At 71.4% G+C, this 26,581-nt stretch carries 25 protein-coding genes and 1 riboswitch; of the genes, 18 read left to right on the top strand and 7 right to left on the bottom strand.

The genetic code is table 11. The features are described from left to right. Window positions 1–102: 102 nt before the first annotated feature. Window positions 103–1,287, bottom strand: coding sequence for a quinolinate synthase NadA (nadA, locus tag ACFYWQ_RS01090; RefSeq protein ID WP_389511650.1), 1,185 nt, complete (start codon window positions 1,285–1,287; stop codon window positions 103–105). A 277-nt stretch (window positions 1,288–1,564) separates the two neighbouring features. Between nadA and erpA the strand changes: the two genes are divergently transcribed. Then, window positions 1,565–1,921: an iron-sulfur cluster insertion protein ErpA gene (gene erpA, locus ACFYWQ_RS01085; RefSeq protein WP_389511649.1), complete on the top strand. Its 357-nt coding sequence runs from the start codon at window positions 1,565–1,567 to the stop codon at window positions 1,919–1,921. Window positions 1,922–2,009: 88 nt separating this feature from the next. Here erpA and ACFYWQ_RS01080 read toward each other — a convergent pair whose 3' ends face one another. Continuing rightward, window positions 2,010–3,371 carry a hypothetical protein gene (locus tag ACFYWQ_RS01080; RefSeq protein ID WP_389511648.1) on the bottom strand — a complete coding sequence of 454 codons (1,362 nt, stop codon included), beginning with the start codon at window positions 3,369–3,371 and terminating at the stop codon, window positions 2,010–2,012. 27 nt (window positions 3,372–3,398) lie between these two features. On the opposite strand from ACFYWQ_RS01080, the gene ACFYWQ_RS01075 reads away from it, so the two are divergent. Further along, window positions 3,399–3,701 (top strand): hypothetical protein, encoded by a 303-nt coding sequence (locus ACFYWQ_RS01075; RefSeq protein ID WP_389511647.1) that lies wholly within the window; start codon window positions 3,399–3,401, stop codon window positions 3,699–3,701. A 477-nt stretch (window positions 3,702–4,178) separates the two neighbouring features. Here ACFYWQ_RS01075 and ACFYWQ_RS01070 read toward each other — a convergent pair whose 3' ends face one another. Next, window positions 4,179–4,388: a hypothetical protein gene (locus ACFYWQ_RS01070; RefSeq protein WP_389511646.1), complete on the bottom strand. Its 210-nt coding sequence runs from the start codon at window positions 4,386–4,388 to the stop codon at window positions 4,179–4,181. A 130-nt stretch (window positions 4,389–4,518) separates the two neighbouring features. Between ACFYWQ_RS01070 and ACFYWQ_RS01065 the strand changes: the two genes are divergently transcribed. Continuing rightward, window positions 4,519–5,493, top strand: a complete 975-nt coding sequence (locus ACFYWQ_RS01065; RefSeq protein ID WP_389511645.1) for a carbohydrate kinase family protein — start codon at window positions 4,519–4,521, stop codon at window positions 5,491–5,493. A 57-nt stretch (window positions 5,494–5,550) separates the two neighbouring features. Here ACFYWQ_RS01065 and ACFYWQ_RS01060 read toward each other — a convergent pair whose 3' ends face one another. Continuing rightward, window positions 5,551–6,939 carry a cysteine desulfurase/sulfurtransferase TusA family protein gene (locus tag ACFYWQ_RS01060; RefSeq protein WP_389511644.1) on the bottom strand — a complete coding sequence of 463 codons (1,389 nt, stop codon included), beginning with the start codon at window positions 6,937–6,939 and terminating at the stop codon, window positions 5,551–5,553. A gap of 295 nt (window positions 6,940–7,234) precedes the next feature. Between ACFYWQ_RS01060 and coxB the strand changes: the two genes are divergently transcribed. The 4 genes from coxB (at window position 7,235) to ACFYWQ_RS01040 (ending at window position 11,800) form a co-directional block, all read left to right on the top strand. Further along, window positions 7,235–8,194 (top strand): cytochrome c oxidase subunit II, encoded by a 960-nt coding sequence (gene coxB / locus ACFYWQ_RS01055; protein ID WP_389511643.1) that lies wholly within the window; start codon window positions 7,235–7,237, stop codon window positions 8,192–8,194. Continuing rightward, complete coding sequence (ctaD, locus tag ACFYWQ_RS01050; RefSeq protein WP_389511642.1) at window positions 8,191–9,927, top strand: cytochrome c oxidase subunit I; 1,737 nt, start codon at window positions 8,191–8,193, stop codon at window positions 9,925–9,927. Before coxB ends, ctaD begins: the two co-directional genes overlap by 4 nt. Then, window positions 9,924–10,322 carry a cytochrome c oxidase subunit 4 gene (locus ACFYWQ_RS01045; RefSeq protein WP_385072498.1) on the top strand — a complete coding sequence of 133 codons (399 nt, stop codon included), beginning with the start codon at window positions 9,924–9,926 and terminating at the stop codon, window positions 10,320–10,322. The genes ctaD and ACFYWQ_RS01045 overlap by 4 nt, the downstream gene beginning before the upstream one ends. Window positions 10,323–10,453: 131 nt before the next feature. After that, complete coding sequence (locus tag ACFYWQ_RS01040; RefSeq protein ID WP_389511641.1) at window positions 10,454–11,800, top strand: Ig-like domain-containing protein; 1,347 nt, start codon at window positions 10,454–10,456, stop codon at window positions 11,798–11,800. A gap of 90 nt (window positions 11,801–11,890) precedes the next feature. Here the strand turns inward: ACFYWQ_RS01040 and ACFYWQ_RS01035 are convergent, their stop codons facing one another. Further along, entirely contained in the window at window positions 11,891–12,292 is a 402-nt protein-coding gene (locus ACFYWQ_RS01035; protein ID WP_389511640.1) for a hypothetical protein, read from the bottom strand. Between the two features lie 195 nt (window positions 12,293–12,487). Between ACFYWQ_RS01035 and ACFYWQ_RS01030 the strand changes: the two genes are divergently transcribed. The 6 genes from ACFYWQ_RS01030 to ACFYWQ_RS01005 all read left to right on the top strand — a co-directional run bounded on the left by ACFYWQ_RS01030 (window position 12,488) and on the right by ACFYWQ_RS01005 (window position 19,588). Then, window positions 12,488–13,108 carry a heme-copper oxidase subunit III gene (locus ACFYWQ_RS01030; RefSeq protein ID WP_389511639.1) on the top strand — a complete coding sequence of 207 codons (621 nt, stop codon included), beginning with the start codon at window positions 12,488–12,490 and terminating at the stop codon, window positions 13,106–13,108. A 65-nt stretch (window positions 13,109–13,173) separates the two neighbouring features. Beyond that, complete coding sequence (locus tag ACFYWQ_RS01025; protein ID WP_389511638.1) at window positions 13,174–13,986, top strand: c-type cytochrome; 813 nt, start codon at window positions 13,174–13,176, stop codon at window positions 13,984–13,986. After that, a complete protein-coding gene (locus ACFYWQ_RS01020) occupies window positions 13,983–15,041 on the top strand; it encodes a Rieske 2Fe-2S domain-containing protein (protein ID WP_389511637.1) in 1,059 nt (352 codons plus the stop codon). The genes ACFYWQ_RS01025 and ACFYWQ_RS01020 overlap by 4 nt, the downstream gene beginning before the upstream one ends. Next, window positions 15,038–16,660 (top strand): cytochrome bc complex cytochrome b subunit, encoded by a 1,623-nt coding sequence (locus ACFYWQ_RS01015; protein WP_389511636.1) that lies wholly within the window; start codon window positions 15,038–15,040, stop codon window positions 16,658–16,660. The genes ACFYWQ_RS01020 and ACFYWQ_RS01015 overlap by 4 nt, the downstream gene beginning before the upstream one ends. A 146-nt stretch (window positions 16,661–16,806) precedes the next feature. Beyond that, on the top strand, window positions 16,807–17,871 hold the full coding sequence (gene trpD, locus ACFYWQ_RS01010) for an anthranilate phosphoribosyltransferase (RefSeq protein WP_389511635.1): 1,065 nt from the start codon (window positions 16,807–16,809) through the stop codon (window positions 17,869–17,871). A 73-nt stretch (window positions 17,872–17,944) separates the two neighbouring features. Continuing rightward, a riboswitch (SAM riboswitch) is annotated at window positions 17,945–18,061 on the top strand. Window positions 18,062–18,226: 165 nt separating this feature from the next. After that, window positions 18,227–19,588, top strand: coding sequence for an aminotransferase class V-fold PLP-dependent enzyme (locus tag ACFYWQ_RS01005; protein WP_389511634.1), 1,362 nt, complete (start codon window positions 18,227–18,229; stop codon window positions 19,586–19,588). A gap of 131 nt (window positions 19,589–19,719) precedes the next feature. Here ACFYWQ_RS01005 and ACFYWQ_RS01000 read toward each other — a convergent pair whose 3' ends face one another. Together ACFYWQ_RS01000 and ACFYWQ_RS00995 are read right to left on the bottom strand one after the other, a co-directional pair. Continuing rightward, the gene (locus ACFYWQ_RS01000) at window positions 19,720–20,001 is read right to left on the bottom strand and encodes an Lrp/AsnC family transcriptional regulator (RefSeq protein ID WP_385072474.1); all 282 of its coding nucleotides are present in this window, start codon (window positions 19,999–20,001) and stop codon (window positions 19,720–19,722) included. After that, on the bottom strand, window positions 19,998–20,744 hold the full coding sequence (locus ACFYWQ_RS00995) for a rhomboid family intramembrane serine protease (protein WP_389511633.1): 747 nt from the start codon (window positions 20,742–20,744) through the stop codon (window positions 19,998–20,000). The genes ACFYWQ_RS01000 and ACFYWQ_RS00995 overlap by 4 nt, the downstream gene beginning before the upstream one ends. 172 nt (window positions 20,745–20,916) lie before the next feature. On the opposite strand from ACFYWQ_RS00995, the gene ACFYWQ_RS00990 reads away from it, so the two are divergent. The 5 genes from ACFYWQ_RS00990 (at window position 20,917) to ACFYWQ_RS00970 (ending at window position 26,306) form a co-directional block, all read left to right on the top strand. Further along, a complete protein-coding gene (locus ACFYWQ_RS00990; protein WP_014672226.1) occupies window positions 20,917–21,156 on the top strand; it encodes a hypothetical protein in 240 nt (79 codons plus the stop codon). A gap of 72 nt (window positions 21,157–21,228) precedes the next feature. Beyond that, window positions 21,229–22,572: an NYN domain-containing protein gene (locus ACFYWQ_RS00985; RefSeq protein ID WP_389511632.1), complete on the top strand. Its 1,344-nt coding sequence runs from the start codon at window positions 21,229–21,231 to the stop codon at window positions 22,570–22,572. A gap of 221 nt (window positions 22,573–22,793) precedes the next feature. Then, window positions 22,794–23,828: an NlpC/P60 family protein gene (locus ACFYWQ_RS00980; protein WP_389511631.1), complete on the top strand. Its 1,035-nt coding sequence runs from the start codon at window positions 22,794–22,796 to the stop codon at window positions 23,826–23,828. A gap of 198 nt (window positions 23,829–24,026) precedes the next feature. Beyond that, complete coding sequence (locus ACFYWQ_RS00975; RefSeq protein WP_389511630.1) at window positions 24,027–25,043, top strand: NlpC/P60 family protein; 1,017 nt, start codon at window positions 24,027–24,029, stop codon at window positions 25,041–25,043. 51 nt (window positions 25,044–25,094) lie between these two features. Continuing rightward, a complete protein-coding gene (locus tag ACFYWQ_RS00970) occupies window positions 25,095–26,306 on the top strand; it encodes a hypothetical protein (RefSeq protein ID WP_389511629.1) in 1,212 nt (403 codons plus the stop codon). Window positions 26,307–26,581: the final 275 nt, after the last annotated feature.

Here is a 26,581-nt window from a genome sequence, read left to right as displayed (position 1 = left end):
TACCCCGGAGTCCCGGAGTCCCGGAGTCCCGGAGTCCCGGAGTCCCGGAGTCCCGGAGTCCCGGAGTCCCGGAGTCCCGGATCCGGGGCTCCGGGCCGTCCCCTACGGCAGGGCCAGCATCCGCTCCAGCGCGAGCTTCGCGAACGCCTCGGTCTCCTGGTCGACCTCGATCCGGTTGACCAGCTTGCCGTCGGCGAGGGACTCCAGGGCCCAGACCAGGTGGGGCAGGTCGATGCGGTTCATGGTCGAGCAGAAGCAGACCGTGCGGTCGAGGAACACGATCTCCTTGCCCTCGGGGGCGAAACGGTTCGCCAGCCGGCGCACCAGGTTCAGCTCGGTGCCGATGGCCCACTTCGAGCCGGCCGGGGCGGCCTCCAGGGCCTTGATGATGTACTCGGTCGACCCGACGTAGTCCGCCGCGGCCACGACCTCGTGCCGGCACTCGGGGTGCACCAGGACGTTCACCCCGGGAATGCGGGCGCGCACGTCCTCGACCGACTCCAGGCTGAAGCGGCCGTGCACCGAGCAGTGGCCCCGCCACAGGATCATCTTCGCGTCGCGCAGCTGCTCGGCGGTGAGCCCGCCGTTCGGCTTGTGCGGGTTGTAGACGACGCAGTCCTCCAGGGACATGCCCATGTCGCGGACGGCGGTGTTGCGGCCCAGGTGCTGGTCGGGCAGGAACAGCACCTTCTCGCCCTGCTGGAAGGCCCACTCCAGCGCCCGCTGCGCGTTCGACGAGGTGCAGATGGTGCCGCCGTGCTTGCCGGTGAAGGCCTTGATGTCCGCCGAGGAGTTCATGTACGACACCGGCACGACCTGCTCGGCCACCCCGGCCTCGGTCAGCACGTCCCAGCACTCGGCGACCTGCTCGGCCGTCGCCATGTCGGCCATCGAGCAGCCGGCGGCGAGGTCGGGCAGGACGACCTTCTGGTCGTCGGAGGTCAGGATGTCCGCGGACTCGGCCATGAAGTGCACACCGCAGAACACGATGTACTCGGCCTCCGGGCGCGCGGCCGCGTCCCGGGCCAGCTTGAAGGAGTCGCCCGTGACGTCGGCGAACTGGATGACCTCGTCGCGCTGGTAGTGGTGCCCCAGGACGAAGACCTTGTCGCCGAGCCTCTCCTTGGCCGCGCGGGCCCGCTCCACCAGGTCCGGGTCGGAGGGGGAGGGCAGATCGCCGGGGCACTCGACGCCCCGCTCGCTCTTCGGGTCGGCCTCACGGCCGAGCAGCAACAGGGCGAGCGGAGTCGGCTGTACGTCGAGCTCCGTGGTCTGGGCGGTGGTCACGGCACGCACCCTTTCTACTTTTCGTCGAACTGACGCTATCTATCATAGCCTGCTTCACGTCACTTTGACGATGGTCATCGCGTCGATGTGACGTGAATCCCGGTGGCGCCCGGCCGGCCCGCCTCGCGCGCCGCCGTGAGCCGCTGTCCGCTTCACGGCGCATGTGCGAGCATGAAGGAACAGGCGAAAAGACACGTGCCCGGCCCGGAATGAATCCGCGGCCCCGCCGGTTGCAACCGTCGGCAAGCAGTCTCCGTACAACCCGGGAGAGATGTAGATGTCCGTATCGGACGAGACCACCACCGTCACCGACGGCATCGTTCTGACCGACGCCGCCGCGTCGAAGGTCAAGACCCTGCTCGACCAGGAAGGCCGTGACGACCTCGCCCTCCGCGTGGCCGTCCAGCCCGGCGGCTGCTCCGGCCTGCGCTACCAGCTCTTCTTCGACGAGCGTTCCCTCGACGGCGACGTGGTGAAGGACTTCGGCGGAGTCAAGGTCGTCACCGACCGCATGAGCGCCCCCTACCTGGGCGGCGCCACCATCGACTTCGTGGACACCATCGAGAAGCAGGGCTTCACGATCGACAACCCGAACGCGACCGGCTCCTGCGCCTGCGGCGACTCCTTCAGCTGAGCCGTCCCCGGCGTCGGCCGGGCCGTCCCCGACGGTGCGAAGGCGGCGGCCCCTCCACGGGGCCGCCGCCTTCGGCGTACGCGGGCCGCTACGGAAGCCGCGCCCCGGGCTTCTCCAGCGGGATCTGCCCGCCGTCCGAGCCGATCACGGTCCTGCCGCCCAGCGGCTCCTCCAGCTCGACGGTCCGGTGGTGGAGCTGCGCGATCGCGATGCAGACCCGGTCCGGCCAGGACGTGGCCGTCACCGTGACCCTCACCTCGTCCCCGCTCTCCACCACCGTCGCCGCGTAGTCGGAGCACACCCCGCCCGTGAAGGCCACGGTCAGTTCTTCGCCCTGCGCGGTGTAGCCGTCGACGGACACGTCACTGGTCCTCCCACCCGGGGACGGCTCCCCCGACGGGGTCGACGCCGTGGGCGCCCGCAGGTACTCCGGCTCCACCGCGGGTTCCGTCACCGTGTGCTCGCCCCCGGCGTCCCGCACCTCGAACAGCCACGACGGCACCAGCACCTGACGCCCGCCCGAGGCGTGCGGGGCGAGCCCGAACACCGCGTTCCCCACGGGCAGGGACTCCCCCTGCGGGGCGGTCGTCGAGGTCCCGCACGGGGTGCCCGACCCCTCCTCCAGGGGCACCGGGTCGGCGCAGCCGCCGATGCCCGTCCGCGGGTCCGTCCCCGGCGCCGCGTTCAGCCGGTCCAGCGCCTCCCGCGCGCTCAGCACCGGATACGTGTCCCCCTTCACCGGCGTCGTCAGCTGACCGCCCCCGGCGACGACCTCTCCCCGGACGTTGACGGTGATGCCGGTCGTCCACCCGTACGTGGGCAGGCCCCCGATCTCGGGGTCGGCGTCCACCAGCCGCTGGGCGCCCACGACCCGGCTCGCGTCGATCTCGGCGTCGTCCTGGCCGAGCGCCTTCAGGACCGGCGCCGCCGCCTTCTTCGCGGCCGCCTCGCTCACCGGGGCGCCGGACGGATCCGCGCCGTTCCTGTCGCAGTCGGTGGGGCTTGCGCAGGTGTCGGTGCCGGGCGTGTAGCGGTTGAACGTCCAGGTGCCGGGCGCCTGCCGGTTCACCCGCAGCACCGGTCCCGAGCCGTCCGCCACGGAGCCGACCCGCCAGTCCTGCCCCTCGCTCACCGGCGTCCCGTCGACGCCCAGCGCCGCCGCCAGCCGCGCCACCTCGTCCGCGGTGACCTCGCCCCGCGCCCAGTACACGGCCGCCGAGCCGGGGCCGTCCGGGAGGGTGCCCTCGGCCCGGTAGGTGACCCCGTAGGGGTTCGGCTCGCCGGGCGCGATGCCGTTCACGTCCCCGCCGGGGTCGCCACCGGCGTAGTCGTCGAGGACCAGCGCCGGGGGCGTGCCGCTTTCCGAGGGCGCCCCCGCCCCGGACCCGCCGCCCGCGCCGCCCGTCGTACTGGCCGCGAGGTAGGCACCCCCGCCGCCCACCAGCAGCACGGCGGCGGCGACGGCGGCGACGAACAGATGCGAGCGGCGACGCCCACCGGACGACCCGCCGCCCGGAACCCCGCCATCGAACCGACCACCGTCGCCCGCGCCGCCGTCCGCCCCACGGCCGTGGGCCTCGCCGTCGTCCGTCCCACCGCCGTGGGCCGCGCCGCCGTCCGCCTCACCACCGTCGGCCGTGCCGTCGTCCGTCCCACGGTCGTGGGCCGCGCCGTCCTCTGCCTCACCACGGTGGGCCTTGCCGTCGTCCGCCCCATCGCCGTGGGCCGCCCCGTCGTCCGTCCCACCGCCGTCGGCATCACCGTCGGGGAGCTCCCCTGACGGCCTCTCCCGTACGGGCTCCTCCGGAGGGGACTCCACCTGCACCGGCTCCCGGGGAGACTCCGCGGGCTCCTCCCGGCGGGACTCGTCCCGTGGGACCTCCCGGGGGGACACCTTCCCCACGGAAGGCCCCACAGGCCCCGCGGCTCCCACGGGCCCCTCCCGCAGGCGCCGTTCCCGTACGGGCTCCGCCGGCCGGTTCTGCTCCGATCGCGTCTCCTCCCGCGCGCCCCGGTCCTCGGGCCCGCGCGCGGTGTCGTCGTCGGGTCGCTCGGTGTTCACCGCATCGCTCCTTCGGCCGCCCTGCTGTCGTACCCCCCATCCCCCCGACGGGGGACAGCGATGGGACGCGGCGGGGGAGCGCACGGTTCCACGCCGGGCGCCCCGCCGGGGCCGGCGGGCGGGGCCGGCGGGCGGGGCCGGCGGGCGGGGACAGCGAGAGGGGACAGCGGGCGGGCCCGCGGAGCGGCGGGCGGCTCAGTTGCCGTAGTCCGGCATCTCCTCCAGCATCCGGGCCGAGGCCGCCGGGACGGTCACGCCGTGGATCCAGGACGGCGGCACGGGGCGGGCGGTGTCCCGCTCGGGGGCCGCCCAGTGCGGAGCCATCCGGGCGCAGTCGCCCCGCAGCGACGCGAGATCTCCGTCGGGATCGGCCGGGGCGGGGGCGTGGTCCTCGAGGTTCGTCATAGCGGCCACCGTATGCGGGTCCGGCCATGCGAAGAAAGATCTACTATCGGGTAGTTTCGCCTGCTTCAGTGGCGTCCGTCTTCCGGGTAGCGTGAACTGTCAATCCCCCTCCCACAGGAGAGTCCACGCCGTGCGCATCGCAGTCACCGGCTCCATCGCGACCGACCACCTCATGACGTTCCCGGGCCGCTTCGCCGACCAGCTCGTCGCGGACCAGCTCCACACGGTCTCGCTGTCCTTCCTGGTCGACCAGCTGGACGTACGGCGTGGCGGGGTCGCCGCGAACATCGCCTTCGGCATGGGACAGCTCGGCACCCGTCCCATCCTGGTCGGCGCAGCGGGCGCCGACTTCGACGAGTACCGCGCCTGGCTGGACCGGCACGGCGTGGACACCGAGTCCGTCCGCATCTCCGAGACGCTGCACACCGCCCGCTTCGTGTGCACGACGGACGCCGACCACAACCAGATCGGCTCCTTCTACACCGGCGCGATGAGCGAGGCCCGCCTCATCGAGCTGAAGACCGTCGCCGACCGCGTCGGCGGCCTCGACCTCGTCACGATCGGCGCCGACGACCCGGAGGCGATGCTCCGCCACACGGAGGAGTGCCGCTCCCGGGCCATCCCCTTCGCCGCCGACTTCTCCCAGCAGATCGCCCGGATGGACGGCGAGGAGATCCGCATCCTGATGGACGGCGCGACCTACCTCTTCTCCAACGAGTACGAGAAGGGCCTCATCGAGTCCAAGACCGGCTGGAGCGACGAGGAGATCCTCTCCCGGGTCGGCCACCGCGTCACCACCCTCGGCTCGCGCGGCGTCCGCATCGAGCGGGCCGGCGAGGACCCCATCGAGGTCGGCTGCCCCCAGGAGGAGCGCAAGTCCGACCCGACCGGGGTCGGCGACGCCTTCCGGGCCGGCTTCCTCTCCGGCCTGGCCTGGGACGTCTCCCTGGAGCGGGCCGCCCAGATCGGCTGCATGCTCGCCACCCTCGTCATCGAGACCGTCGGCACCCAGGAGTACCAGCTGCGCCGCAACCACTTCATGGACCGCTTCGCCCAGGCCTACGGCGACGAGGCCGCCGCCGAGGTCAAGAAGCACCTCAGCTGACTCGGAGGAGCCGGCGGACCGGAGCCGACTCGGACGAGCCGGCGGACCGGAGTCGACTCACACGAGCCGGCGGACCAGATAGGCCGAGCCCCGGTCCGCCGGCTCCTCGCCCACGTACTCCTGCTCCCGCATCGCGCACCACGCGGGGATGTCGAGCCGCGCCGCCTCGTCGTCGGACAGCACCCGGACCGTGCCGCCCACCGGCACGTCCCCGATGACCTTCGCCAGCTCGATCACCGGGATCGGGCAGCGCCTGCCGAGGGCGTCCACCACGAGGACGTCGTCCCGCACGTCCTGCCGCACGTCCGCCACCGGGGCCGGCGCCCCCAGCTTCTCCCGCACCCCCGCCACCGTCCCCGGCAGCAGCGCGAGGAACCGCTCCACGTCCTCCTCCGCCGTCCCCGGCGGCAGCGACACCCGCACATTGCCCTCGCTCAGCACCCCCATCGCCCGCAGCACATGACTCGGCGTCAGCGTGCTGCTCGTACAGGACGACCCGGACGACACGGAGAAGCCCGCCCGGTCCAGCTCGTGCAGCAGGGTCTCCCCGTCGACATAGAGACACGAGAAGGTGACGGTCCCGGGCAGCCGGCGCTCCGGATCCCCGACCACCTCCACGTCCGGCACCAGCTCCGGCACCCGCGCCCGGATCCGCCGCGTCAGCTCCCGCAGCCGCGCCGCCTCGGCCGCCGCCTCCGCGCGCACCGCCCGCAGCGAGGCCGCCGCCGCCACGATCGCCGGCAGGTTCTCGAAACCGGCCGCCCGCCCCGACTCCCGCTCGTCCGCCGGGCCCCGGACGGCGAACCGCACACCCTTGCGCACCACCAGCAGCCCCACCCCCGACGGCCCGCCCCACTTGTGGGCACTCGCCGTCAGCAGCGACCAGGGCCCCTCCACCGGCCCCCACCCCAGCGACTGGGCGGCGTCCACCAGCAACGGCACCCCGGCCGCCCGGCACACCTCGGCCACCGCCGCCACCGGCTGCTCGGTCCCCACCTCGTGGTTGGCGGACTGAAGACAGGCCAGCGCGGTGTCCGCCCGCAGCGCGTCCTCGTACGCCTCGGCCGTCACCGCACCCGTCCGCCGGACCGGCACCCGCGTCACCGTCCCGCCCTCGGCCTCGAACACCTCGGCCGAATGGAGCACCGAGGAGTGTTCGACCGATGACACGATCAGGTGGCGTCCGGCCCGCCGCCGGCCGGCCAGCGCCCCGGCGATCCCGCTGTGCACGGCCCGCGTCCCGGACGGTGTGAACACCAGTTCGTCAGCCCGGCACCCGACGGCGTCGGCGGCGGCCTCCCGGGCGGCGTCGAGCAGCAACCGGGCCCTCCGCCCCTCCCGGTAGAGCCGGGCCGGATCGGCCCAGCCCTCGTCGAGCGAGGCCAACAGCGCCTGCCGGGCCACAGGATGAAGGGGAGCGGCGGAGGCCGCGTCGAAGTAGGGCACACGGCAACGCTAAGCGCCCCGGAGGGAGGTGGGGAACCGAGCGGCCGGCCCCCCGCGCGTCCGCAGTCGCGAACACATCGCGAACACCCGCCCCATGAGGCGCGAACCCGGCACGCTCCCACCCCTTCGGGGTGACCCGCGGCGCGTATGCCACCCTCCCCGCGAACCCCCGGAGGGCGTCGGCTAGGGTTTGGTCCGCATAAACATCCAAACCCCTGCCCGACGCAGGGCGGCGACCGACCAGCGAGAAGGCCGCAGCCGATCCGCGCGGGCGAGACTCTCGGGAAGGCGCTACGTGAGTCCCAACGGCTCCGACCGCTCGCCGCGGCGCCCGATGCGGCGGAAGCTGCTGCAGGCAATGACCGCGGGCCTGGTCCTGGCGACCGCCACCGGTTGCACATGGGAGGACTTCCCCCGCCTTGGTATGCCCACCCCCACCACGGAAGAGGCTCCGCGGATCCTCTCCCTGTGGCAGGGATCCTGGGCTGCCGCGCTCGCCGTCGGCGTGCTGGTGTGGGGCCTGATCCTGTGGAGTGCTTTCTTCCACCGGCGCAGCCGCACCAAGGTGGAGGTTCCTCCGCAGACCCGGTACAACATGCCGATCGAGGCGCTGTACACGGTGGTCCCCATCATCATCGTGTCGGTCCTCTTCTACTTCACGGCCCGCGACGAGTCCAAGCTCCTCGACCTGGAGAAGAAGCCCGACGTCACGGTCAACGTGGTCGGCTTCCAGTGGAGCTGGTGCTTCAACTACATCGAGAACGTCGACGGCTCCAGCGGGGACGCGAAGACCGACGCGAACCTGGACGCGATCCCGGACCGCTACAAGGACGAGTTCCCGGACAACGCGGGCGGCGTCTACACCTGCGGCACCCCCGGTGAGCGGAACCCGCAGACCAACAACCCCGGCCCGACCCTCTGGCTCCCCGAGGGCAAGACGGTCCGCTTCGTCCTCACCTCGCGTGACGTCATCCACTCCTTCTGGGTGGTGCCGTTCCTGATGAAGCAGGACGTCATCCCGGGCCACACCAATGCCTTCCAGGTGACCCCCAACAAGGAGGGCACCTTCCTGGGCAAGTGCGCCGAGCTCTGCGGCGTCGACCACTCCCGGATGCTGTTCAACGTGAAGGTCGTCTCCCCCGAGCGCTACGAGCAGCACCTCAAGGACCTCGCCAAGAAGGGGCAGACCGGTTACGTTCCCGCGGGCATCGAGCAGACCGCCCATGAGAAGAACCGGGAGACGAACAACCTGTGAGCATCCTCAACGAACCCCAGGGTGCCGCGGCGGCAGGGTCCCACTACGAGGACGAGCTGCCGGTCCGGCGCCAGCGCCGCGGTGAGGTCGTCATCAAGTGGCTGACCACCACGGACCACAAGACGATCGGCACGCTCTACCTCGTCACGTCGTTCGCGTTCTTCCTCATCGGCGGCGTGATGGCGCTCCTCATGCGCGCCGAGCTGGCCCGGCCGGGCCTGCAGATCATGTCGAACGAGCAGTTCAACCAGGCGTTCACGATGCACGGCACGATCATGCTGCTGATGTTCGCGACGCCGCTGTTCGCCGGATTCGCGAACTGGATCATGCCGCTCCAGATCGGCGCGCCCGACGTGGCGTTCCCGCGGCTGAACATGTTCGCCTACTGGCTGTACCTGTTCGGCTCGCTGATCGCGGTGGCCGGCTTCCTCACCCCGCAGGGTGCGGCCGACTTCGGCTGGTTCGCCTACTCCCCGCTGTCGGACGCGGTCCGCAGCCCGGGCATCGGCGCCGACATGTGGATCATGGGTCTGGCCTTCTCCGGCTTCGGCACGATCCTCGGCTCGGTCAACTTCATCACCACGATCATCTGCATGCGCGCCCCCGGCATGACCATGTTCCGCATGCCGATCTTCGTGTGGAACGTGCTGCTGACCGGTGTGCTGGTCCTGCTGGCCTTCCCGGTCCTCGCGGCCGCGCTGTTCGCCCTGGAGGCGGACCGCAAGTTCGGCGCCCACGTCTTCGACGCGGCCAACGGCGGCTCGCTGCTGTGGCAGCACCTCTTCTGGTTCTTCGGACACCCAGAGGTGTACATCATCGCGCTGCCGTTCTTCGGCATCATCAGTGAGGTCATCCCGGTCTTCAGCCGCAAGCCGATGTTCGGCTACTTCGGTCTGATCGCCGCGACCATCGCGATCGCCGGCCTCTCCGTGACCGTGTGGGCCCACCACATGTACGTCACCGGCGGTGTGCTGCTGCCGTTCTTCTCCTTCATGACGTTCCTCATCGCCGTCCCGACCGGTGTGAAGTTCTTCAACTGGATCGGCACGATGTGGAAGGGGTCACTGAGTTTCGAGACCCCGATGCTCTGGGCGACCGGCTTCCTGATCACCTTCACCTTCGGTGGTCTGACCGGTGTCATCCTGGCCTCGCCGCCGATGGACTTCCACGTCTCCGACTCGTACTTCGTGGTGGCGCACTTCCACTACGTCGTCTTCGGCACCGTCGTCTTCGCGATGTTCTCCGGCTTCCACTTCTGGTGGCCGAAGTGGACCGGCAAGATGCTGGACGAGCGCCTCGGCAAGATCACCTTCTGGACGCTGTTCATCGGCTTCCACGGCACCTTCCTGGTCCAGCACTGGCTGGGCGCCGAGGGCATGCCCCGCCGGTACGCCGACTACCTGGCCGCCGACGGCTTCACCGCCCTGAACACGATCTCCACGATCAGCTCGTTCGTGCTCGGCCTGTCGATCCTGCCGTTCATGTACAACGTGTGGAAGACGGCCAAGTACGGCAAGCCGGTCGGCGTCGACGACCCGTGGGGCTACGGCCGCTCCCTGGAGTGGGCGACCTCCTGCCCGCCGCCGCGGCACAACTTCCTCACCCTGCCGCGGATCCGCAGTGAATCCCCGGCGTTCGACCTGCACCACCCGGAGATCGCCGCGCTCGAGCAGCTGGAGCACGCCGGCCACGGCGCCGGTGCCATCGCGGGCAGCAAGGAGGCCGGCAAGTGAAGATCCAGGGCAAGATGTTCATCTGGCTGAGCGTCTTCGTCCTCGCCATGGCGGTCGTCTATGGCGTGTGGTCGAAGGAGCCGGCCGGTACCACGGCCCTCTTCCTGGCCTTCGGCCTGTGCATCATGGTCGGCTTCTACCTGGGCTTCACCGCCCGGCGGGTCGACACCGGTGCCCAGGACAACAAGGAGGCGGACGTCGCGGACGACGCCGGCGAGCTGGGCTTCTTCAGCCCGCACAGCTGGCAGCCGCTCTCCCTGGCCATCGGCGGCGCCCTGTCCTTCCTGTCCGTCGCGGTCGGCTGGTGGCTGCTGTACTTCTCCGCACCGCTGGTCATGATCGGCCTGTGGGGCTGGGTCTTCGAGTACTACCGCGGTGAGAACCGCACCCAGTAGCACACGCCGAGCACGGCACGAGCCCGGACACTCCGTCAGGAGGGTCCGGGCTCACGCTTTCGCCGCAAAACAGGTCGTCCATCCGTGTCTCCCGGCGCGCCGCCGTTGACAGGGCTCCCTAGCGTGAAGCCATGAACCGCTCCGAGCCTTCCCGCGGCGCCCGAACCGGTGCCGAGGGGGTGACCGCACCCCGCCCCCCGGGCCTGCGCGCGCTCACCCCCGCGGCCCCGCCGCGCCTGCGCCCCCGCACCGTCGTCGGCTGCACCCTGCTGGTGATCGCCCTGGCCGAGGGCGCGATCGCCTGCGGCTCGGACGACCACCCCCTCGCCGCCCGCCCCTACGACGCCACCGACCGGATCTCCTTCAACGGCCCGGGCGACGGCGTGAAGGCCGACCCGGACAAGCCCCTGGAGATCACCGCGGAGGACTCCGGCGACCGCATCACGGACGTCACCGCCGTGGACGCCTCGGGCCGCCACGTGGCCGGCGAACTCTCCGCCGACGGCAGCCGCTGGCGCAGCACCGAGCCGCTCGCCGCCAACGCCCACTACACGGTCCGCGTCAGCACCGAGGACGAGGACGGCGCCCCCGGCCGCCGGGTCCTCACCGTCGACACCGGCAAGCCCACCGCCAAGACGCTGCTGACGGTGACGTTCGGCCCCAAGGCGGGCACCTACGGTGTCGGCCAGCCCCTCACCGCCGAACTCAGCCGGCCCGTCAAGGACCCCGCCCAGCGCGCGGTCGTCGAACGCTCCCTCAAGGTCGACTCCAAGCCCTCCGTCGAGGGCGCCTGGCACTGGGTCGACGACAAGAAGCTCCACTACCGGCCCAAGGACTACTGGCCGGCCCGCACCGCGGTCCGCCTGCACAGCACCCTGGACGGCATCAAGGTCGGCGACCGCCTCTGGGGCGGGCCGGCGAAGGACGTCGCCCTCACCATCGGCGACCGCGTCATAGCCGTCACCGACGCCTCCGCGCACTCCCTGACCGTCTTCAAGAACGGCGAGGAGATCAAACGGATACCCGTCACCACCGGCAAGCCCGGCTTCGAGACCCGCAACGGCGTCAAGGTCGTCCTGGGCAAGGAGTACTTCGTACGGATGCGCGGCACCAGCATCGGCATCGCCGAGGGCTCCTCGGAGTCCTACGACCTGCCGGTCTACTACGCCACCCGGGTGACCTGGAGCGGCGAGTACGTCCACGCCGCCCCCTGGTCCGTCGGCTCCCAGGGGTACGCCAACGTCAGCCACGGCTGCACCGGCATGAGCACCCAGAACGCGGCGTGGTTCTTCCAGAACGTCCGGGAGGGCGACGTCGTCCAGGTCGTCAACAGCTACGGGCACACGATGGAGACCTTCGGCAACGGCTTCGGCGACTGGAACATCGACTGGGCGAAATGGCGCACGGGCAGCGCGCTGACCACCGGGCAGCACCGGCCCGAACAGGACCCGTCGAGGCTGCGGCCGACGGCCGTGTGAGGAGCCCCCGGGGGCGCCCTCCGCGCGGTCCCGGGCGCCCCGGGCGGATGCCCCGGCGCCCCGGGAAGGTGCCGCAGGCGTCCCGGGCGGTCAGACGCCCAGAGCCTGCCTGTCCCGCAGCAGGGACGCCAGCGCCCCCGCGAACTCCACCGGCTCCACGGGCAGCGTCACCGCCGCGTCGGCCCGGGACCAGGTCGCCAGCCACGCGTCCTGGGGCCGCCCGATGAGGAGCAGCACCGGCGGGCACCGGAACACCTCGTCCTTGATCTGCCGGCACATCCCCATGCCCCCCATGGGCACGGCCTCGCCGTCCAGGACGCAGACGTCGATGCCGCCCTTGTCCAGCTCCGTCAGCACGGCGGCCGGGGTCGCGCACTCCACGAACTCGACCAGGGGCGCGTCGGGCGCCGGCCGCCGGCCGGAGGCCAGCCGCACCTGCTCGCGGGTGTTGGCGTCATCGCTGTAGACCAGCACCGTCGCGGTCGCCTGCATGGTTCCTCCACGCTCCTCAGAAGACACAGCACTGCTCGGGAACTTCCGGGTACCGACGGTGCGGATGCTACTCCTGCGGACACCCCGTCAACACCTGTCGGAACACGGCCACGATGGGCCATACGGGCAGTCCACGGGGTGCGGACACCCCGAACGGCACCCCCGGGAGTGAGGGCGGGATAAGCGACCGACATAATGTCGGTCGTGGCGACAGCAACGACAGTAGAAACCGGGCACGCGCACCCGTCGGTCAACCGGCCGAACCTCACCAGCGTCGGAACCATCATCTGGCTGAGTTCCGAGCTGATGTTCTTCGCGGCCCTCTTCGCGATGTACTTCACCCTGCGATCGGTGACGGGTCCCGAGCACTGGAAGGAAATGGCCGAGGCCCTGAACTTCCCGTTCTCGGCGACGAACACCACGATCCTGGTGCTCTCCTCCCTCACCTGCCAGCTCGGCGTGTTCGCCGCCGAGCGCGGTGACGTCAAGAAGCTCCGGGGCTGGTTCATCGTCACCTTCATCATGGGTGCGATCTTCATCGGCGGTCAGGTGTACGAGTACACCGAGCTGGTCAAGAAGGACGGGCTCTCGCTCTCCTCCGACCCCTACGGCTCGGTCTTCTACCTGACCACCGGCTTCCACGGCCTGCACGTGACGGGCGGCCTCATCGCCTTCCTGCTGGTCCTCGGGCGCACCTACGCGGCCAGGAGGTTCACCCATGAGCAGGCGACCGCCGCGATCGTCGTGTCCTACTACTGGCACTTCGTCGATGTCGTCTGGATCGGCCTCTTCGCCACGATCTACATGATCAAGTAGCCGGGCCCGCTCCCGCACCCATCCCAGAAGCATCGACGCAGAAGATCCTGACACCGGGGTAATCCGTGAAAAAGCTCTCCGCACGACGACGCCATCCGATGGCGGCGCTCGTCGTCCTACTCCTCGCGCTGGCATGCACCGGGGGGCTGTACGCCGCGTTCGCACCCGCGAGCAAGGCGCAGGCAGACGAAACCGCCCAGTCCCTCGCCATCGACGAGGGCAAGAAGCTCTACGCCGTCGGCTGCGCCAGCTGCCACGGCACCGGCGGTCAGGGCACCTCCGACGGTCCCAGCCTCGTGGGCGTGGGCGCCGCGGCCGTCGACTTCCAGGTCGGCACCGGCCGCATGCCGGCCTCGACGTCCCAGATGGCCCAGATCCCGCGGAAGAAGGTCGTCTACACGCAGGCCGAGATCGACCAGCTCGCCGCGTACATCGCCTCGCTCGGCGCCGGCCCGTCCATCCCGACCGAGTCGGAGTACGGCGAGGAGGGAGCGGACATCGCCAAGGGCGGTGAGCTGTTCCGCACCAACTGCGCGCAGTGCCACAACTTCACCGGCAAGGGCGGTGCCCTGACCAAGGGCAAGTTCGCGCCGTCCCTCGAGGGCGTGGACCCGAAGCACATCTACGAGGCCATGCAGACCGGCCCGCAGAACATGCCCTCCTTCCCCGACACCACGCTGTCGGAGCAGAACAAGAAGGACATCATCGCGTACCTGAACGCGGTCAACGGTGATGAGACGGAGAGCCCCGGCGGTCTCGAGCTGGGCGGCCTCGGGCCGGTCAGCGAGGGTCTGTTCGGCTGGATCTTCGGTCTCGGCGGACTGATCGCCGTCGCCGTGTGGGTCGCCGCCCGGACCGCAAAGGCCAAGAAGTCATGAGTAGCCAAGACATTCCAGAAGAGAACCTGCCCGCTGAGCAGGGCCGCGCGCACGGTGCGGTGGACGTGGCGGACGAGCAGCACCCGTTCGCCGACCCGGGGCTGCCGCCCCACGAGCACCGGATCCAGGACATCGACGAGCGGGCCGCCAAGCGGTCCGAGCGGACGGTCGCCTTCCTGTTCACGCTGTCGATGCTGGCCACCGTCGGCTTCATCGCCTCGTACGTGGCGATCCCGCACGACCAGTCGGTCTACATCTTCCCGCTCGGGCACATCAACGCGCAGAACTTCGCGCTCGGCCTGACGCTGGGTGCCGCCCTGTTCTGCATCGGCGCCGGCGCCGTCCACTGGGCCCGCACCCTGATGTCCGACGTGGAGGTCGCCGACGAGCGGCACGCCATCGAGGCGTCGCCCGAGGTCAAGGCCAAGGTCATGGCCGACTTCAGGGACGGTGCGCAGGAGTCCGCGCTGGGCCGCCGCAAGCTGATCCGCAACACGATGTTCGGTGCGCTGGCCCTGTTCCCGCTCTCCGGCGTCGTCCTGCTGCGCGACCTCGGCCCGCTGCCCGAGGACAAGCTGCGCCACACGCTGTGGTCCAAGGGCAAGCTGCTCGTCAACATGAACACCAACGAGCCGCTGCGTCCCTCGGACGTCGCGGTCGGCTCCCTCACCTTCGCCAAGCCGGAGGGCCTGGAGGAGACCGACCACGACTTCCAGAACGAGATCGCCAAGGCCGCCCTGATGATCGTCCGGATCGAGCCGGACGACATCAAGGACAAGCAGGAACTCGAGTGGTCGCACGAGGGCATCGTGGCGTACTCGAAGATCTGCACCCACGTCGGTTGCCCGATCTCGCTCTACGAGCAGCAGACGCACCACGTGCTGTGCCCCTGCCACCAGTCCACCTTCGACCTGTCCGACGGTGCCCGAGTGATCTTCGGCCCGGCCGGCCACGCCCTGCCGCAGCTGCGCATCGGCGTGAACGACGAGGGGTACCTCGAGGCGCTCAGCGACTTCGAAGAGCCCGTCGGTCCTGCCTTCTGGGAGCGCGGATGAGTAACAACGACGACCGCCGCAAGGCACCCGCGGGCGAGCGGGTCGCCGACTGGGCGGACGGCCGGCTGGGGATCTACTCCCTGGCCAAGGCCAACATGCGCAAGATCTTCCCGGACCACTGGTCCTTCATGCTCGGTGAGATCTGCCTCTACAGCTTCATCATCATCATCCTCACGGGTGTGTACCTGACGCTGTTCTTCCACCCGTCGATGAACGAGGTGGAGTACCACGGCAGCTACGTCCCGCTCCAGGGCCAGCTGATGTCGGAGGCGTTCAGCTCGACGCTGGAGATCTCCTTCGACGTCCGCGGCGGTCTGCTGATCCGGCAGATCCACCACTGGGCGGCGATCATCTTCCTCGCCGGCATGTTCGTGCACATGATGCGCGTGTTCTTCACGGGCGCGTTCCGCAAGCCGCGTGAGATCAACTGGCTGTTCGGCTTCCTGCTGTTCGTCCTCGGCATGTTCACCGGTTTCACCGGCTACTCGCTCCCGGACGACCTGCTCTCCGGCACCGGTGTCCGCTTCACCCAGGGCGCGATCCTGTCCGTGCCGATCGTCGGCACGTACATCTCGATGTTCCTGTTCGGCGGGGAGTTCCCGGGCGGCGACTTCGTCGCGCGGTTCTACTCGATCCACATCCTGCTGCTGCCGGGCATCATGCTCGGTCTGGTGGTCGGCCACCTGATCCTGGTCTTCTACCACAAGCACACGCAGTTCGCGGGTCCCGGCCGGACCAACAAGAACGTCGTCGGCATGCCGCTGCTGCCGGTCTACATGGCCAAGGCCGGAGGCTTCTTCTTCCTGGTCTTCGGTCTGATCGCGGCCCTCGCCGGCATCGCGTCCGTCAACCCGATCTGGGCCCTGGGCCCGTACCGTCCGGACCAGGTGTCCACCGGCGCCCAGCCCGACTGGTACATGGGCTTCGCCGAGGGTCTGGTCCGCGCCATGCCGGGCTGGGAGATCAACTTCTGGGGTCACACGCTGGTCCTCGGCGTGTTCATCCCGCTGGTGCTCTTCGGTCTGTTCCTCGGTGTGATCGCCCTCTACCCGTTCATCGAGTCCTGGGTCACCGGCGACAAGCGCGAGCACCACATCCTGGACCGCCCGCGCAACGCCCCGACCCGTACGGCCTTCGGTGTCGCCTGGGTCACCGGCTACATGATCATGCTGATCGGCGGTGGCAACGACATCGTCGCCACCCACTTCCACCTGTCGATCAACGCGGTCACCTGGTTCGTCCGGATCGGCTTCTTCGCCGGCCCGGTCATCGCCTTCGTCGTCACCAAGCGGATCTGCCTCGGCCTCCAGCGCCGCGACAAGGACAAGGTGCTGCACGGTCGCGAGACCGGCACCATCAAGCGCCTGCCGCACGGTGAGTTCATCGAGGTGCACGAGCCGCTCAGCCAGGAGCAGCTCTACACGCTCACCGCGCACGAGCAGTACGCGCCGGCCGAGATCGGCCCGACGGTCGACGAGAACGGCGTCGAGCGCAAGGTGAAGCGCACCGAGAAGGTCCGCGCCAAGCTGAGCGAGGCGTACTACGGCGAGGAGAGCCAGATCGCCAAGCCGACCGTCGAGGAGTACAGGGAGATCACGAGCGGCCACGGCCACCACTGATCACTGCGTCGCCACGCAACCGCTGAAGGGCCCCGTCCGGTGTTCGGACGGGGCTCTTCGCCGTTCCCCGTGGCTGGATAGGGTGGACCCGTTGAGACGCGTGTCCCGTCGGAGAGCGGGACCACCATGACACCCAGGAGCGGCTTATGAGCGCTGTGACCCCCGCTGGAGGCGACACCGCGGCGGGCCGTTCCTGGCCCGTCCTGCTGAACGGTCTGCTGGACGGCCGGGACCTCTCCTCGGAGGAGACCGCCTGGGCCATGGACCTGATCATGCGCGGTGAGGCGACCGACGCCCAGATCGCCGCCTTCGTGGTGGCGCTGCGGGCCAAGGGCGAGACGGTGGCGGAGATCAACGGTCTCGTACGCACGATGTACGAGCACGCCAACCTGATCGAGGTGCCCGGCCCCACCGTCGACATCGTCGGCACCGGCGGCGACGGCGCGAAGACGGTGAACATCTCCACCATGGCGTCGATCGTCGTCGCCGGCACCGGCGCGAAGGTCGTCAAGCACGGCAACCGGGCCGCGTCCTCCGCGTCCGGGGCGTCGGACGTCCTGGAGCAGCTGGGCGTCAATCTGGACCTGACGCCGCAGCGGGTGGCCGAGGTGGCCGAGGAAGCCGGGATCACCTTCTGCTTCGCGGTCAAGTTCCACCCGGCGCTGCGCCACGCGGGCGCCGCCCGCAAGCAGCTGGGCGTCCGTACGGTGTTCAACGCCCTCGGCCCGCTCACCAACCCCGCCCGGGTGCGTGCCCAGGCGGTCGGGGTCGCCGACCCGCGCATGGCGCCGATCGTCGCCGGCGTCTTCGCCGAGCGCGGCCACTCGTCGCTGGTGTTCCGGGGCGACGACGGCTTCGACGAGCTGACCACCACGTCCACCTCCCGGGTGTGGATCGTCCGCGACGGCAAGGTGACCGAGGAGACCTTCGACCCGCGGCACGTCGGCATCGAGCTGGTGTCCGTGGAGGCGCTGCGGGGCGCCGACCCCTCGTACAACGCGCAGGTCGCGCGCCGGCTGCTGGAGGGCGAGCGGGGGCCGGTGCGGGACGCCGTCCTGCTGAACGCCGCGGCGGCGCTGATGGCGCTGGAGCCGACGGACGCACCGCTGGCCGAGCAGATCCGCGCCGGCATGGAGAAGGCGGCGCGGTCCGTCGACTCCGGTGCGGCCGCGCGGGTGCTGGAGCGCTGGGTGGCGGCCAGCAACGCCTGACGGCCGAGGAAGCGGTCCCGCGATCCGGACAGGAGTTGCGGGACCGCGATCATTTACCGTACTTTCCTCCTCAGGTCATGAGTGACAGTCATGAGGCCCCGGCCGACTGTCCGGCAACCCTCCGTCCGTGGCGGGGTGCCCCGGGTGAAGACCAGGTCGTGGGCAGCAAGGCCCACGGCAAGCGCGGACCCCTCGCGTCACCAGGGGTCCTGGTCGTCGAGGAGTCTTCCGTGAGCAAGCGAATGCGATAGGGCCGCAGAGCCCCGCCTCCGCACACCCCTTTTTCCTCTTCCCTCCGTGCCGTCGACGCGCTGTCCGGCACGGCGGTTCCACGCGTCCTCACGGGAGTTCCGCCATGTCTGTCTCCACCGCTGCCTCCGCCCAGTCCGTTTGTGCCCCGCTGCCCGTTCTGGGCCGGGATGTCACCGTGCCGCTCGTCACCGGCGGGGAGGTCACCTACGCCGCGCTCGACTACGCGGCCAGCGCCCCCGCCCTCCAGCGCGTCTGGGACGACGTGGCGGCCTACGCCCCGTACTACGGCAGCGTCCACCGCGGCGCCGGCTACCTCTCCCAGCTGTCCACGGACCTCTTCGAGAACGCCCGCCGGACGGTCGCGGAGTTCCTCGACTGCCGCGCCGACGACCAGCTGGTCTTCACCCGCTCCACCACGGACTCCCTGAACCTCCTCGCCGCCGCCCTCCCCGCCGACTGCCAGGTCTTCGTCTTCGAGACCGAGCACCACGCCTCGCTGCTGCCCTGGAAGGACGCCCGGGTCACCTACCTCGACGCCCCGCGCACCCCGCGCCAGGCCGTCGAGACCCTGGAGCGCGCGCTCGCCGACCGCGACCCCTACGGCCCGGCCCTGGTCTGCGTGACCGGCGCCTCCAACGTCACCGGCGAGCTGTGGCCGGTGCGCGAGCTGGCCGCCGCCGCCCACGCCCACGGCGCCCGGATCGTCCTGGACGCGGCCCAGCTCGCCCCCCACCACCCGGTGTCCGTGCGCGACCTCGACGTCGACTGGATCGCCTTCTCCGGGCACAAGCTGTACGCCCCGTTCGGCTCCGGCGTCCTGGCCGGCCGCGCCGACTGGCTGCGCGCGGCCGAGCCGTACCTGGCCGGCGGCGGCGCCAGCCGCAAGGTCACCCGGCGCGAGGACGGGGGAGTGGACGTGGAGTGGCACGACAGCGCCGCCCGGCACGAGGCGGGCTCGCCGAACGTCATCGGCGCCTACTCCATCGCCTCCGCCTGCAAGGCCCTGACGGAGGCGGGCTTCGACACGCTGGTCGCCCGGGAGCGGTACCTCATCGAGAAGGTGCGGGCGGGGCTGGCCGAGGTGCCCGAGGTGCGCGTGCTGTCCCTCTTCGGCGACGACGCCCCCCGCGTCGGCGTGATCTCCTTCGTCGTCGAGGGCTGGAACAGCTCCCACTTCGCCGCCGCCCTCTCCGCCGAGTACGGCATCGGCGTCCGCGACGGCCTCTTCTGCGCCCACCCCCTCGTCCGCACCCTCCTCGGCAGCGACCCGCGCAGCCAGGGCGAGTGCGGCGCCCCCGAGGCCGCGCCGGGCGAGAAGTCCCTCAACGCGATCCGGGTGAGCTTCGGCGCGGGCACGCCGGACGAGCACGTGGAGCGTTTCGTGACCGCGGTGAAGGAACTGGTCGGGAGCGGCGCCAAGTGGCAGTACCGCACGGAGGACGGCCGCTGCGTCCCGGCGGTGTGATGCAGCCGACGTCAGGGGCAGCGCCCTGAGGGGCGCGGGGCCGTGTCGACATGCGGCTCCGCCGCGTGGGCGCGACCAGCCACAGCCGACCGGCAGCCGCACACACGCTCCGCGCCCCAGGCGCTCCCGCGCTAAGAGTCCAGCCCGATGGCGAACGCAGCCTCGAGATCATGCTGCGAGTACGTACGGAAGGCGACATGCGTGTCCGTCGCCTCGACGCCGGGGATCTTGCTGATCCGCCCGGGGATCACCTCGGCGAGCTCCTCGTGCTGCCGCACCCGCACCATGGCGATCAGGTCGTACGTCCCGGTGACGGAGAAGACCTCGCTCACGGACTCCAGCGAGGCGATCGACTCGGCGATCTCGGGGATCCGGTCCACGCTGGTCTTGATCAGGACGATCGCGGTGATCACGGCTGGTTCTCTCCCTCGGGGGCCGGGGCTCGGGCGGCTTTCACTCTAGTCGTCCCGTTGCGCCCGGCCCACGCGCAGCCGAAGCCCAGGCCGAAGCCCAGCAGGTGGGCCAGGTAGGCCACGCCCGGCCCCGGGCCCGCCCGCCCCGCCGCCAGCCATTGCAGGGCCGCCCAGAAGGGCAGCACCACCCACGCCGGGAAGCGCAGCGGCAGGAAGAGCAGGAACGGCAGGAGACTGGTGACGCGCGCCCGGGGAAAGAGGTGGAGGAACGCGCCGAGCACCGCGGAGATCGCCCCCGAGGCGCCGACCAGGGACTGCCCGGAGCCGGCGTGGGCGGCGGCGTAGCCGAGCAGGGCCAGGTAGCCGCAGCCGAGGTAGAAGAAGGCGAAGCGGAGGCGGCCCATCCGGTGCTCGGTCATCGTCCCGAAGACGTAGAGGAAGAGCATGTTGCCCAGCAGGTGCACCCAGCTGCCGTGGACGAAGAGGGCCGTGGCGGGGGTGAGGGCGGCGCGCGCGGACCCCTCGAACAGGTCGGCCGGGATCACCCCCCACCGGCGGAAGTAGGCCCGCCGGACGGCCGGCAGCTCCTCCGCGGTGCCGTACCCCGCGTCGAGGCCCGAGGCGGGGCCGGTCAGGAAGATCACACAGCACAGGGCGATCAGTCCGTACGTCACCGGTGCCGCCGGCCGCCGGACCGCTCTGCCCACGCTCCGGCTGACGGCACCGCTCCAGTCCCTGATCATGAGTACAGAGCATGACGTAACGGGACGTACGACCATGGACCGCCTCGCCGCCGTGGACGGATGGGCGGCGAGTACCCGCCAGGCCGTAGGGTTACGAGCCACACGGACCGGGGAGCCCTTGGGCGCGCCCCGGCGCCGGAAGCCCGACACTAGAAGGAAGCGGACGGTCACGATGACGGTTCCCCTGCCGACCGCCACGACGCGGTGGCGCTGCACGCTCTGCGGCAACCTCACCCGGTTCGACGTGACGCGCTCGTCGAAGGTCGTGGAGTACGTCCACCTCGATCTCGCCGGCGAGCCCACGGTCGAGGAGCGCGAGGTGGTCAGTGAGACCATCGAGTCGGTGCGGTGCCGTTGGTGCAACGCCGTGGACCAGGTGGAACTCGTGGACAGGCCGGGCGCCGGCTCCTGACGACGGGGGTCCTCCCGCTCGACCGGAGTCGAGAGCGGGGGAGGGCCCGGCTCAGAAATTGGGGTGTGACGGATGGTGGAGAGCGCAGGCGGGGGGCCGGGCGACGGCGCCGCTGAGGTGCTCGACCGTCCGCTGCCCGACGGTGTGCGCCGCCGGGTCGTCCAGATCGTCTCGGACGGCTTCGGAGGGCTGACCGTCGCCGAACTGCCCGCCCAGTTGCGGCAGTACGCCCGGTTCGCCCCCAACCGGCGGGCGAAGTTCGCGGGCAACGCGATGGCGGCCGCGCTGGAGACGGACACGCTGTTCCGGCAGCGCATCGCCGAGAAGTTCAGAGAGGCCCAGCCGGAACTGGCCGGCGCCCTCGACTCCGGCTCGCCGCCCCCGGCCGCGGACCCGCTCGACGTGGCGGCCGCGGCCTACGTACTGCGGCCCGTCGACTGGGTGAAGCTGGTGACCGCGGCCGGCGAGGAGGCGCAGCGGGCGGACGCCGAGCGCGCCGGCGAGGAGAGCCGCGCGGAGCTGGAGCGGCTGCGCGACCAGCTCTCCCAGGCGCGCGCGCAGACCCGCGCCGAGACCGAACGGCTGCGGGCCGAGCTGGAGACGGCGAGGAAGGAAGCCGAATCGCTTCACCGCAAGCTGCGTTCGGCGCTCAGCGACGTCAAGCGCGGCGAGGCCGCGCTGCGCAAGGTGCAGGGCGAGATAGAAGCGGTCCGCACCGAGGGGCAGGCGCAGGTGTCCGCCGCCGAGAGCGAGACACGGCGGCTGAAGGCGCGGCTCGGGGAGGTGGAGACCGCCCTGGAGGCCACCCGCAGGGCGGCACGCGAGGGGCGCAGCGTCGAGGACATGCGGGTGCGGCTGCTGCTGGACACCGTGCTGGACGCGGCCCAGGGGCTGCGCAGGGAGCTGGCGTTGCCGCCCGTGTCGGTCCGGCCGGCGGAGACCGTCGACGCCGTCGAACCCGGACGGATGACCCCGAAGGACATCGCGGCCCGGGCCCTGTCGGAGAACGACCCCGCGATCCTGGACCAGTTGCTCGCCCTGCCGCAGGCGCACCTCGTGGTCGACGGTTACAACGTCACCAAAACGGGTTATCCGCAGATGCCACTGGAGAAGCAGCGGCTGCGGCTGCTCGGGCAGCTCTCGCAACTCGCCGCGCAGACCGGCGCCGAGGTCACCTGTGTCTTCGACGGGGCCGAACTGGCCGCGCCGGTGCTGCTGGCGCCGCCGCGCGGGGTGCGGGTGCTGTTCTCCAAGCCGGGCGTCACCGCCGACGAGCTGATCCGCCAGCTGGTGCGGGCCGAACCGCCCGGCCGTCCGGTCATCGTCGCCTCGACCGACCGCGAGGTGGCCGACGGGGTGGCCCGGGTGGGGGCGCGGCCTGTCGCATCTGCGGTACTCCTCAAGCGGCTGACCTGATAGCGACCTGATGGTCAACGTACAGGTTTAATGCCCGAATTGGTGGAATCGTCACGCAACGTAGCGTCAATCGAGCATTACCACACGTGAGTTGCCGTAAAGAATGCGTTGCGTCACCGACTTTTTTGGTGCGAGGATTTGAACTGATCACAGGATGGTCACTAGGGTCTGCCATCGAACCTCCGCACGAGTGATCACTCACAAGAAGGAGCTCGTCCTCCGTGGCGTCCCACCGTCGACCCAAGCAGCCGAGCCGCGCACGTGTGACCGTGCTGACCACCGCGGCCGCCGCGGCTGTGGTCCTGAGCTCCCAGGCCGCCAACGCAGCCCCGAGCGAGAAGCTCACGAAGGACGAGGTCAAGACCAAGGTCGACAAGCTGTACGAGGAGGCCGAGAAGGCCACCGAGAAGTACAACGGCGCCAAGGAGAAGCAGGAGACCCTCCAGAAGGAGATCTCCGCCATCCAGGACGACGTCGCCAGCGGCCAGGAAGAGCTCAACGAGCTGCGCGACAGCATCGGCCTCGCGGCCGCCGCCCAGTACCGCACCGGCAGCATCGACTCCTCCCTCCAGCTCTTCCTCTCCTCCGACCCGGACGACTACCTGGACAAGGCGTCCACCGCCGACCAGCTCAGCGCCCAGCAGGTCGAGGCGCTGAAGAAGATCCAGGAGAAGCAGCGCGAGCTGGCCCAGGACCGCGCCGAGGCGTCCGACAAGCTCAAGGACCTCGCCTCCACCCGGACCGAGCTGGGCAAGAAGAAGAAGGAAGTCCAGGCCAAGCTGGCCGAGGCGCAGAAGCTCCTCAACACGCTGACGGCCGAGGAGAAGGCCGAACTGGCCGCCGCCGACGCCCGCGCCAGCCGCTCGTCGAGCGAGCGCGTCGACCTCGGCAGCACCGCGTCCGCCTCCAGCCGGGCCCTCGCCGCCTTCCAGGCCGCCCAGAGCAAGATCGGCTCGCCGTACGTCTACGGCGCCACCGGCCCCTCGTCCTTCGACTGCTCGGGCCTGACCTCCTGGGCCTACGCCCAGGCCGGAGTCTCCATCCCGCGCACCTCGCAGGCCCAGGCCAACGCGGGCACGCGCATCTACTCCCAGTCCGACCTCAAGGTCGGCGACCTGGTCATCTTCTACAGCGACCAGCACCACGTCGGCTTCTACGCGGGCAACGGCCAGGTGCTGCACGCCCCGCGCACCGGCACCGTGGTGCGCTACGAGTCGATCGACAACATGCCGTTCCAGTTCGGCGTCCGGATCTGACCACCCTCGAGATCACGACACCGTGCCGCCCGAACGGGCGAATCGCCACCACGTGAACTGACCCCGCGCCCCGCCCATGACCTGCGTCAGAGGCGGGGCGTCACGGTGTGTGGCCGCGCGGGTCTTTGGCCGGGCCCCCACCACCGGGCTACTGTCGCCGCGTTTCCTCGTCCGTCAGTGGAAGGAGCGCGGCTTCCCGTGGGGTCCCATCGCCGCCTTGCACCGTCCGGGTTCGACCGGGGTGCCCTGTGCGTCCTGTCCGCCACGACCGCCCTCATCGGCGCCGTGTCCGCCGCCGTACCGGCCCAGGCCGCACCGCTCGACGACACCCGCGCCGAGGTGGACCGCCTCTACCGGCAGGCCGAGAAGGCCACCGAGGCCTTCAACGAGGCCGGCGAGCGGGCCGGGGCGCTGCGCCGGCAGGTCGGCGACTCCCAGGACCGGATCGCCCGCCAGCAGGAGCGTGTCAACGACCTGCGCGAGCGGCTCGGCTCGCTGGCCGGTGCGCAGTACCGCTCCGGAGGCCTCGACCCGTCCCTCGCGCTGCTGTTCTCCGACGACCCCGAGGACTACCTCGACCGGGCCTCCGTCCTCGACCGGATCACCACCCACCAGGCCGGTGAGCTGTCGGACCTCCAGGACGCCCTGCGCGACCTGGCCCAGGAGCGCGCCGAGGCGTCCCGGCAACTGGGCGAGCTGGAGAAGAGCCGCAAGGCCGTCGCCCGGCACAAGCGGACCGTCGAGGGGAAGCTCGCCAGGGCCCGGGAACTGCTCAACTCCCTGCCGTCCGCGGCGCGCGCGGCCTACGACCGGGCCTCCCGTTCCGGCCGCGCCGGCCTGCCCGGCCCCGGGGGCGCCGCCCCGGCCTCGGGCCGTGCGGCCGCCGCCCTGGCCGCCGCCCGCTCCGCGCTCGGCAGGCCGTACGTCTGGGGCGCCAACGGCCCCACCGGCTTCGACTGTTCGGGCCTGGTGCAGTGGTCGTACGCGCAGGCCGGCGTCTCCCTGCCGCGCACCTCGCAGGCGCAGGCGTACGCCGGCCGGCGGGTCCCGCTCGCCCAGGCCCGGCCCGGAGACATCGTCACCTACCGCTCCGACGCCGGCCACGTCGGCATGTACGCCGGCAACGGCCAGGTCATCCACGCCCCCTATCCGGGCGCGCCGGTGCGCTACGACCCGGTCGGGATGATGCCCGTGTCGGCGGTGACGCGGCCCTGACGGGCCCTCGGCCGGGTTCCGCCCCGGGCCGGTCGCCGTACGATCAGGAGAATGGCTGGTCGAAGACGGGCGCGCGGATCCCGGGACGTGGGGCTGTGGCGGGCACTGCTGTCCCCGGTGCTGCTGCTGGTGCTGCTCGTGGGGTGCGGGGGACGGCCCGCGACGGACGGCGTCCGGGCCGATGTGCAGCGGGTCCTCGACCGGCGGGCCGCCGCCCTGCTGGCCCACGACGCGGACGCCTACGCCGCCACCGGCCGGCGCACCGGATACGCCCGGCTGCGGGCCGTGCCGCTGGCCGGCTGGTCCTACCGGGTGACCGCCGTGCACCGCAGCGGCGACACCGCCACCGCCGACGCCGAACTCAGCTACCGCCTCACCGGTCACGACCGGGCCCCGGTCACCGCCGACCGCAGCGTGCGCCTCGCCCGTGGCGCGGACGGACGCTGGACCGTCACCTCCGAGCGGCCCGCCGGGAAGGCCGGCGAACAGCTGTGGGACCAGGGCACGGTGACCGTCGTCCGCGGCGCGCACAGCCTGGTGCTGGGCGTCGGGCAGTCCGCCGCCCGGCTGCGGGACTTCGCCGACCTCGCCGACCGGGCGGTCCCCGCCGTCTCGGAGGCCTGGGGCACGGACTGGGCGCGCGGCGTCGTCCTGCTCGTCCCCGGGTCGCTGGACGGCATGGCGGCGCTGCTCGGCTCGCCCGCCTCCTCCTACCGGGGGATCGCCGCGGTCACCACGGCCGAGACGGGTGGCACGGGCCCGGCCCCCGCGGACCGGGTCGTCGTCAACCCGGACGCGTACGGCTCGCTGGGCCCGCTCGGGCAGCAGGTCGTGCTCACCCACGAGACCACCCATGTCGCCACCCGCGCCCACACCGACGCCGCCACCCCGCTGTGGCTCTCCGAGGGCTACGCCGACTGGGTCGGCTACCGCGGCACCGGACGCACCCCGCGGCAGGTCGCCCCCGAACTCGTTGGCGCCCTCGCCGCGGGGGAGTCCCCCGAGGACCTGCCCGCCGACGACGACTTCGGCTTCGCCGGGGACGCGGACCGGCTGGCGCGGGCGTACGAGGGCGGCTGGCTGGCCTGCCGCCTGATCGCCGGCCGGTGGGGCGAGGAGCGGCTGGAGGCGTTCTACCGGGCCGTCGGGGCGCACGGGAAGCGGGACGGGGCGGTCGAGGGCGCGCTGGAGAGCGTGCTCGGGACGACGACGGAGGACTTCACCGCCGCGTGGCGGCAGTACCTGCACGACGAACTGGGCTGAACCGGCGGGCCGCCCTCCCCGCGCCGGCCACGCGACTGCGGGGTGCCCGGCGGCTCGGGGTGTGGGCGTTTGGTGCGCGGGTGGTCGCCGGGGCGGTGGCGGACGGGGGTCGGGGTGGCGGTTGCGGCGGTGGCGCGTGACCGTCAGGCCGTTCCGGCGCTCCCCGGCCGTCCCGGCGGCTCCCCGGCCCGGTCGGCCGCGGTGGGCGCGGTGGGGCGCGTGGTCGCGGCGGCGGTGGTGCGCGGGTGGTGCGCCGGGGTGGTGGCGGACGGGGT

The organism is Streptomyces sp. NPDC003247, from assembly GCF_042888135.1.
Taxonomy (GTDB): domain Bacteria; phylum Actinomycetota; class Actinomycetes; order Streptomycetales; family Streptomycetaceae; genus Streptomyces.
This window is presented reverse-complemented; position numbering and strand designations above follow the sequence as displayed.